The sequence below is a fragment of the Streptomyces gelaticus genome (assembly GCF_014649535.1).
GTDB classification, from domain to species: domain Bacteria; phylum Actinomycetota; class Actinomycetes; order Streptomycetales; family Streptomycetaceae; genus Streptomyces; species Streptomyces gelaticus.
This window is the reverse complement of the sequence record NZ_BMTF01000032.1, coordinates 62,720-70,466: the sequence shown is the minus strand read 5'-3', so window position 1 is coordinate 70,466 and position 7,747 is coordinate 62,720. Positions and strand designations below refer to the sequence as shown.

Genomic DNA, 7,747 nt, shown 5'->3' with positions numbered 1-7,747 from the left:
GCATCGAGAAGAACACCCACGACAACCCCTTCGGCGCCGTCCTCTCCTTCCGCGGCACCGTCACCGACACCACCGTCGAGCACGCGCTCTCCGGCAAGGTCATCGAGCTCACCGACACCTTCCCGGTCCCCGACGCGGGGGCGTTCGAGGTCGGTCAGTGGTGGTCCGTGCAGGTCGCCCCGGTCGCGGGCGGCGGCCGTGACGAACGCGAGCTGCAGAAGCTGGTCGAGATCACCGAGATCGTCGACGCGCGACACATCCGGATCGGCTACCTCAACGGCTGGGAACTCGCCGAGGGCCGCAAGCTCACCTGGACCCGCATCGAACCGGTCCGGGGCACCCACATCCGCAACATGGTCTTCGAGGGCGCCGGCCCCGACGAGTACACCGGCTCCCACCCCGTCAGCTTCGAGTACGCCGTGGGCTGCGACGTCTCCGGAATCCACGCCACCGGCACCTTCTGGCCGGTCATCATGCGCCGCTGGTGCACCCGCTTCCGCACCGAGGAGTGCTCGCTGAAGAACCCGCCCACCGTCGAGTACGGCGGCGCGGGCTATCTCACCCAGCAGATCTACTGCCTGTACGGGCGGGTCGCGGACTGCACGACCAGCAATGTGCGCCACCTCAACGACCTCACCGCCTCCGCCTACTGCACCGTCGTGAACTGCCACGGCGACGGCGACGACGCGGGCGGCAACCCCTTCACCACACACGGGCAGTACGAACACGATCTGCTCTTCGACGGCAACTCCGGGCTGATGGACATCGCCAACTCCGGTGCGCAGTGGGGGATTTCCGCCAAGCGGATCACGGTGCGCAGACATGTCTGCTCCTGGTTCACCGCCAACACCAAGATCACCGATCTGACCCTCGAAGACATCACGGTGATCGCGCGCCCCACCTTCGACCAGGCCGGCACCCTCACCGTCAACGCCGACGGCGCCCAGGTGCGCGGCTGCACCGCGAAGACCTTCGCCGTCGCCCAGCGCTCCGCCCGCTCCACCCGGCCGACCACCATCAGCGACTGCTCCTTCGAGCCGTCCGCGGGCGCCGTCCTCGTCCAGACCCCGGTCACCACGCCCGTGCACTTCGTACGCTGCACGTTCAAGGGTGTCGACGGCGCGATCCTGCGCGGGGCGGGGCCCGTCCACTTCACCGACTGCACCGTCACCGGCGCCGGGAACGCGGCCCCGCTCTCGGTGGGATCCGCGGATCTGCGCATCGACGGCGGCAGTTACGACAACACCGGCATCGAACTCAGTGCCGTGCGCGACCAGCGGATCACCGTCACCGGCGGCGCCCGGCTCACCGGCAGCAACAAGGCCAAGGCGCTGCTCGGCCGCGCCGCCGGTCCGGGAAGGGTGACCTGGCACATCGGCGCGCTCAGCAGCGCCACCTCCGGAGCGGACACCGCCCATGTCCGCATCGCCGACGGCAGCAATCACTACGCGGCGACGGGAGCCCGCTTCACCGGCGGCACGCTCCACCTCGCCCCCGGCGCGCTGGACTCGGTCCTGCACACCTCGTGCGTGGAGGACGGGACCGAGCGCGGCACCATGCCCGCGAACAGCGAAAAGGTGCGTACGGACGGGAACCTGATCCTGTGAGCGCCGTGATCCGCACCGCGACGCCGGCCGACGCCCCGGCCCTGGCCGCCCTGTGGCAGCGGTGCTTCGACGCCCCGCAGATCACCGATCTGCACGCCCTCGACCCGGACCGCCACCGGCACACCTTCGTCGCGCAGAACGCCGCCGGGGACGGGATCGACGCGGTCGTCGTCTACGTACCGAGGCTGATCCGCGACGCGGGCGGCACCCCGCGACGGGTCGGCGGCATCGGCAGCGTCGCCACCCGCCCCGAGGCCCGCGGCCAGGGACTGGTGCGGCGGCTGCTGGTGGCTGCGGAGCACACCATGAGGGCCGAACAGTGCGACTGGTCACTGCTGTTCACCGGGACCCCGGGCGTCTACCGGGGCTCGGGATGGCAGGAGTTCGGCAGTTCGTACACCGAGGGGCGGCTCGCGCCCCCGTCCGCCGCCGGGGAGTTCCGGATCCGCGAGGCGACCGCGCGGGACGCCGCGGAGGTGGCCGCGCTGCACCACGCGTACAACGTGAACCGGCCGCTCAGCTCCTTGCGCGGTCCCGAGGACTGGGCGGTGCGGGTGCCCGCCTGGTACGGCCCCCTCGAACGGTCGTCGCTCGTGGCCGAGGACCCCCGTTCCGGGGCGCTCGTCGGCTGGATGGTGGCCCAGCACGAGGGGGAGTGCGTGGAGGTGCGCGAGTTCGCGGGCGCGTCCGGGGCCCTGGGCGGGCTGTTCGCCGCCGTCGGTGAGCGGGGCCGGGCAGCAGGACTGGGCCGGGCCCGGGTCCGGCTTCCCGACGACCCGGAGATCCGGGCGGCGCTCCCGGCCCTGCTGGCGGACGCCCGGCAGGTGACGGAGCACGTGGGGATGGCCCGCCCGCTGCACGCCGGCGCGGACACCGTCCGGGCCACGGTCACGGCACCCGGCGCGGTCCACTGGTACGGCGACTGCTTCTGAGGTCCCGGCGGGGCGCCGTCAGCGATGCGGCGCGAGCGGACGGCGCCCCGCCGGCCCCGCCTCGACCGCTGTCGGAACTCCTCGGCCGACAGCGGCACATCTCACAGCCGCCACAGCACCGGCAACAGCCGCGGCATACACCCGCACCGGGCGTCGTACCGGCCCCCGTTCCGGTACGGCAGGAGCCCTACGCCTCGTGCTTCGGCGCCTGCTCGCCGTACGCCGACGTGCCCGAGTCCAGCAGGGGCTCCTGGGTCTTGAGGTGGGCCGGGGCGAAGGCGCGCAGCACGTGGTAGCCGGTGATCACCACGATGGTGCCCAGCGCGATCCCGCTCAGCTCGAAGTTGTCGGTGATCTTCAGGCTGACCCCGCCGACGCCGATGATGATGCCCGCCGCGGCCGGCACCAGGTTCAGCGGGTTGCGCAGATCGACCTTGGCGTGCAGCCAGATCTGGGCGCCGAGGAGGCCGATCATGCCGTAGAGGATGACGGTGATGCCGCCGAGCACACCGCCGGGGATGGCGGCGACGACCGCGCCGAACTTGGGGCAGAGGCCGAAGAGCAGGGCGAAGCAGGCGGCGGCCCAGTACGCGGCGGTGGAGTAGACCCGGGTCGCAGCCATGACGCCGATGTTCTCCGAGTACGTGGTGTTCGGCGGACCGCCCACCGCGGTCGACAGCATCGACGCGGCGCCGTCCGCGGCGATCGCGGTGCCCAGCTTGCCGTCCAGCGAGGCGCCGGTCATCTCGCCGACGGCCTTCACATGTCCGGCGTTCTCCGCGATCAGCGCGATGACCACCGGCAGGGCGACCAGGATCGCCGACCACTCGAAGCTCGGCGCGTGGAAGGAGGGCAGCCCGATCCAGTCGGCCTTGGCGACACCCGACAGGTCGAGCCGCCAGTGGTCCACGGCCTCGGCGCCGCCGACCGGGGAGTGGATCTTGCCGAAGATCCGGTCGAGGACCCAGGACAGCGCGTACCCGAAGACCAGGCCGAGGAAGATCGCGATGCGCGAGAAGAATCCGCGCAGGCACACTACGGCCAGTCCGGTGAACAGCATGACCAGCAGCGCCGTCCACTGGTCCTGCGGCCAGTACGTCGACGCGGTCACCGGAGCGAGGTTGAAACCGATCAGCATGACGACGGCACCGGTGACGACCGGCGGCATGGCCGCGTGGATGATCCGGGCGCCGAACCGCTGCACGGCGAGACCGGCGAGGAAGAGCACCACGCCGACGGCGAAGACCGCGCCGGTGACCACTGCGCTGTCGCCGCCGCTCGCCCGGATCGTCGCCGCGACCCCGACGAAGGAGAGCGAACAGCCGAGGTAGCTGGGCACCTGACCGCGCGTGGCCAGCAGGAAGATGGCCGTCGCGACACCCGACATCATGATCGCCAGGTTCGGGTCCAGGCCCATCAGCACCGGGGCGACGAACGAGGCGCCGAACATCGCGACCACGTGCTGGGCGCCCAGTCCGAACGTACGGGGCCAGGAGAGCCGTTCGTCCGGCCGGACCACGGCCCCCGGTGCGGGGGTCTTCCCGTCGCCGTGCAAGGTCCAGCGCACGCCGAGGCCCATGGTCGCTCCCTGTTGTGTAGGTGTGGAGTCGAGCGCCTCGCCGGGCACGTCGCTGCCGCAGAAATGATCAGCGCCATGGTAATGCCGGACCGTGGCGTGCTCGCGGCCGGGCCATGGCCCCTGAGCACGGCCGATGCGCAGGACGCGGGGGTTCAGGGACGCCGCTCGGCCGCCGCCGTGCCCGGGGCACCGGCGTCCGAGGACGCCACCGCCCTGCGGTCGCCGGCCCGCAGCACCCCGGCCCCCAGCACCAGGCCGAACGCGAGCACCGTCACCAGGCCGAAGGAGACGACCAGCGAGGTCGCCTCGGCCAGCGAGCCGATCGCGGACGGCGCGATCAGCCCCGAGGTGTACGTGATCGTGGCGACGCCCGCGATCGCCTGGCTCGGGTTCGGACCGCTGCGCCCGGCCGCCGCGAAGGCGAGCGGGACGACCACCGCCACACCGAGGCCCAGGAACCCGAAGCCGCACATCGCGAGCGCCGCGTCCGGCGAAGCGACCACGAGCACCCCGCCGAGCGTCGCGAGCACCCCGCCGACCCGTACGGTCCGGACCGCGCCGAAGCGGTCGACGACCTTGTCACCGGCGATCCGGGCGACCGCCATGGTCAGCGCGAACGCCGTGGTGGAAGCCGCGGCGAGCCCCGCGGAGGTGTCCATGACGTCCCGGAGGTAGACCGCCGACCAGTCCAGGCTGGCGCCCTCGGCGAACACCGCGCAGAAGCCCACCGCGCCGATGATCAGCGCCGACCTCGGCGGCAGGGTGAAGCGCGGCGGCGGCTCCTCGTCCGGCTCGCTGCGCAGGTCCAGCACGCCCTGGCAGGCGATCAGGCCGAGCGTGGTGAGCACGAGGGCGGCCAGTGCGTGGTGCAGCCGGGCATCGGCGCCCAGATGGGCGGCCACCGTGCCCGCCGCCGAACCGATCAGCGCGCCCACGCTCCACATCCCGTGCAGCCCGGACATGATCGACCTGTCGAGGCGGTTCTCCACCTCGACGCCGAGGGCGTTCATCGCCACGTCCGACATGCCGGCCGTCGCCCCGTACACGAAGAGTGCGGCGCACAGCGTCAGCAGGTCGGGGGCCATCGAGGGGAGGACCAGTGCCAGCGTCCACAGGGCGAGCAGTCCGCGCAGCGCGGTCCTGGCGCCGAAGCGGTGGCTGATCGCACCGGCGAGCGGCATGGCGAGCGAGGCGCCGATCGCCGGGAAGGCGAGGGCGAGGCCGAGCTGGCCGGCACCGATCCCGGCGTGATCCTGGATCCAGGGCACCCGGGTGGCGAAGCTGCCGGTCACCGCGCCGTGCACGGTGAAGACGGCGGCGACGGCGAACCTGGCCCGTTTCACCTGCTCCATGCCGAAGACCGTGTCTGTGGAATCCGTCGTCATGCCGCCGTGCCCTCCCTTGGGAAATCCTCTGCTGCCGGTGGCCCCGGCGCCCGTCTCCACGGTGCGGGCCGTAAACTATCAGGAACCCTGCCTGATAAATAGTGCGCCTGTGCGTCCCGTACGCCAGTGATCTGGAAGGATCCCGGCATGCCCGCATCACCGAGCACCGCACGGGCCATCAACGACCGGCTCGCCCTGCGACTGCTCCAGCAGGAGGGCCCGCTGACGGCCACCCAGCTGAAGACCCTGACCGGCCTCTCCCGGCCCACCGTCGCCGACCTCGTCGAACGGTTGCAGGGAGCCGGTCTGATCCGTGTCGTCGGCGAGGCCGGTGCCGAGCGCCGCGGCCCCAACGCCCGGCTGTACGGGATCGCCGCCGACCGCGCCCATCTCGCCGCGCTCGACGTACGCACCGGCAGTGTCGCCGTCGTCGTCGCCGACCTCCTCGGCACCACGCTCGCCGAGGCCACCATGCCCATCAGCGGCGACACCGGCACCGAGGCCGCCGCCGAACAGGCCGCCGCACTGCTGGAACGCACCGCCCGCGAGGCCGGTGCCGGACCGCTGCACAGCGTCGGCATCGGCGCACCCGGGCTGATCGACCCGGTCACCGGCGATCTGCGCGACACCACCGGACTGCCCGCCTGGCACCGGCGGCTGGTGCGGGTGCTCCAGCAGCGGCTGCCCGCGACCGTGCTGGTGGAGAACGAGACCAATCTCGCCGCCGTCGCCGAACACCGCGACGGCGCGGCCACCGACCGCGACACCTTTGTGCTCTTCTGGCTCGGCCACGGCGTCGGTGCCGGCGTCATGCTGGACGGGAAGCTCCGCCGCGGAGCCTCCGGCGGCGCGGGCGAGATCGGCTTCCTGCCGGTACCGGGCATTCCCGGCACGCCCTCGGCCCTCAACTGCGACGGCGGCTTCCATGCGCTGGTGGGCTCGGCCCCGGTCTGCGAACTGGCCGCCACCCACGGAATCGCCGTGCCTCCGGGTACCGCAGAGGGGGACAAGGAGCCGGGCGCGGCCGTCGCGGTGCGGGCCGCGCTGGCGGGGGAGGGGGACGGCGAGGCATTCCTGGACGCCCTCGCCGGCCGTCTCGCCCTCGGCGCCGCCGCCATCGCCGCGGTCCTCGACCCGGGCTGCGTGCTGCTGGCGGGCGAGGTCGGCCACGCGGGCGGCGACGCGCTCGCGGCCCGGGTCGAGGAGCGGCTCACCCTGATGTCACCGCTGCGAACCGAGGTCAGGGCCGGACGGCTCGGCGGCGCGGCTGTGCTCCGCGGCGCGCTCCTCACCGCACGGGAGGCGGCTCAGGACGAGCTGTTCACACCGTCCGGCTGAACCGCCGGGTGGGGCCCCGCCGGGCACGGCCGAGCCGTCGGCGTCGGCCGCCATCGAGTGGAAGCCGCCCGGATCCACCCGCCTGCCGCTGTCTTCGAAGTAGCCGCTCCGCCCAACCGCCCACCGGCACCATGGACTTCACGCCCGAGTGCTTCATCTTGAACTTGTTGAGCAGGTTGAAATGGCCCTTGTAGAGAGGTCCGGGTCCATCTCGGCGCCGGCGACAACCGGCCAGGGCGAGCCGGTCGAGGCGTTGTCCGGCCCTTCGGCGCCCACGGGGGCCCGTTGCCACCGTCGACATGGGCGAACGCGTCATTCAAATGGGTGACTTTGTCCCAGAGGATGCCGGAGGCGAGGGAGGCGGGCTTGCCGTCCTTGCCGGTCCGTCGACCGGTGAAGTATCCGACGACCCGCCGCTGGTGGTCGGCGCCCATCTTCTCCCGGCCCTCGGTGTCGTAGATGGCAGAGCAACTGGCCAGGGGGCGGGGCGTGTTGGTGCCCCGGGTGTGCGCATAACCGTGGGGGGCTCCTCGAAGACGGCGCAGAGATCCAAGGGTCCAGACCCATTGGGTCAACGGGGCTGGACCCCCGGATGGCGACTTCTTCGGCCGCACCCCTCGTCGCGGTCGTCCTGTGAGCCAGTCCACAGGTCCTCACCCGCATGGCCCGCCGCCGGGCGTGGCACACTGATCGTGTACCAGCAGCAGCGCACTCCGGGGTCGGTGCAATTCCGAACCGGCGGTTATAGTCCGCGACCCGTCCGCATCCAGCGGCCGGTTGACCAGGTGGGATTCCTGGACCGACGGTTAAAGTCCGGATGGGAGGCAGTGCGCGGCGGGCCGTTTTGCGGGTACGCCGCCGTCGGCGGATGGTTTTCGGGCGACCGATCCATCCGCGCTTTCCGGC

General features: G+C 72.2%; 5 protein-coding genes, 1 pseudogene and 1 riboswitch. Of the genes and pseudogenes, 3 read left to right on the top strand and 3 right to left on the bottom strand.

Annotated elements, in window-relative coordinates; translation table 11 throughout:
* Both IE107_RS31050 and IE107_RS31045 read left to right on the top strand, forming a co-directional pair.
* Nucleotides 1-1,607 (top strand): peptidase C14 (locus IE107_RS31050; RefSeq protein ID WP_189547700.1); only part of this gene is annotated, 1,607 nt, incomplete at its 5' end.
* On the top strand, nucleotides 1,604-2,539 hold the full coding sequence (locus IE107_RS31045; RefSeq protein ID WP_189547699.1) for a GNAT family N-acetyltransferase: 936 nt from the start codon (nucleotides 1,604-1,606) through the stop codon (nucleotides 2,537-2,539). The genes IE107_RS31050 and IE107_RS31045, both read left to right, overlap by 4 nt.
* 187 nt (nucleotides 2,540-2,726) lie before the next feature.
* Here the strand turns inward: IE107_RS31045 and IE107_RS31040 are convergent, their stop codons facing one another.
* Together IE107_RS31040 and IE107_RS31035 are read right to left on the bottom strand one after the other, a co-directional pair.
* The gene (locus tag IE107_RS31040) at nucleotides 2,727-4,118 is read right to left on the bottom strand and encodes a uracil-xanthine permease family protein (protein ID WP_189547698.1); all 1,392 of its coding nucleotides are present in this window, start codon (nucleotides 4,116-4,118) and stop codon (nucleotides 2,727-2,729) included.
* Nucleotides 4,119-4,270: 152 nt separating this feature from the next.
* A complete protein-coding gene (locus IE107_RS31035; protein WP_189547697.1) occupies nucleotides 4,271-5,503 on the bottom strand; it encodes an MFS transporter in 1,233 nt (410 codons plus the stop codon).
* Nucleotides 5,504-5,650: 147 nt separating this feature from the next.
* Between IE107_RS31035 and IE107_RS31030 the strand changes: the two genes are divergently transcribed.
* Nucleotides 5,651-6,841 (top strand): ROK family transcriptional regulator, encoded by a 1,191-nt coding sequence (locus IE107_RS31030; protein WP_189547696.1) that lies wholly within the window; start codon nucleotides 5,651-5,653, stop codon nucleotides 6,839-6,841.
* Nucleotides 6,842-6,856: 15 nt separating this feature from the next.
* Here the strand turns inward: IE107_RS31030 and IE107_RS35435 are convergent.
* Nucleotides 6,857-7,365 (bottom strand): annotated as a pseudogene (locus tag IE107_RS35435) (glycosyl hydrolase family 18 protein); the annotation flags it as partial.
* A gap of 180 nt (nucleotides 7,366-7,545) precedes the next feature.
* A riboswitch (FMN riboswitch) is annotated at nucleotides 7,546-7,676 on the top strand.
* Nucleotides 7,677-7,747: the final 71 nt, after the last annotated feature.

Excerpts from the sequence above, each read along its gene's own strand:
- IE107_RS31040 (WP_189547698.1), bottom strand. The coding sequence starts at position 4,118 with ATGGGCCTCGGCGTGCGCTGGACCTTGCACGGCGACGGGAAGACCCCC.
- IE107_RS31035 (WP_189547697.1), bottom strand. The coding sequence starts at position 5,503 with ATGACGACGGATTCCACAGACACGGTCTTCGGCATGGAGCAGGTGAAA.
- IE107_RS31030 (WP_189547696.1), top strand. The coding sequence starts at position 5,651 with ATGCCCGCATCACCGAGCACCGCACGGGCCATCAACGACCGGCTCGCC.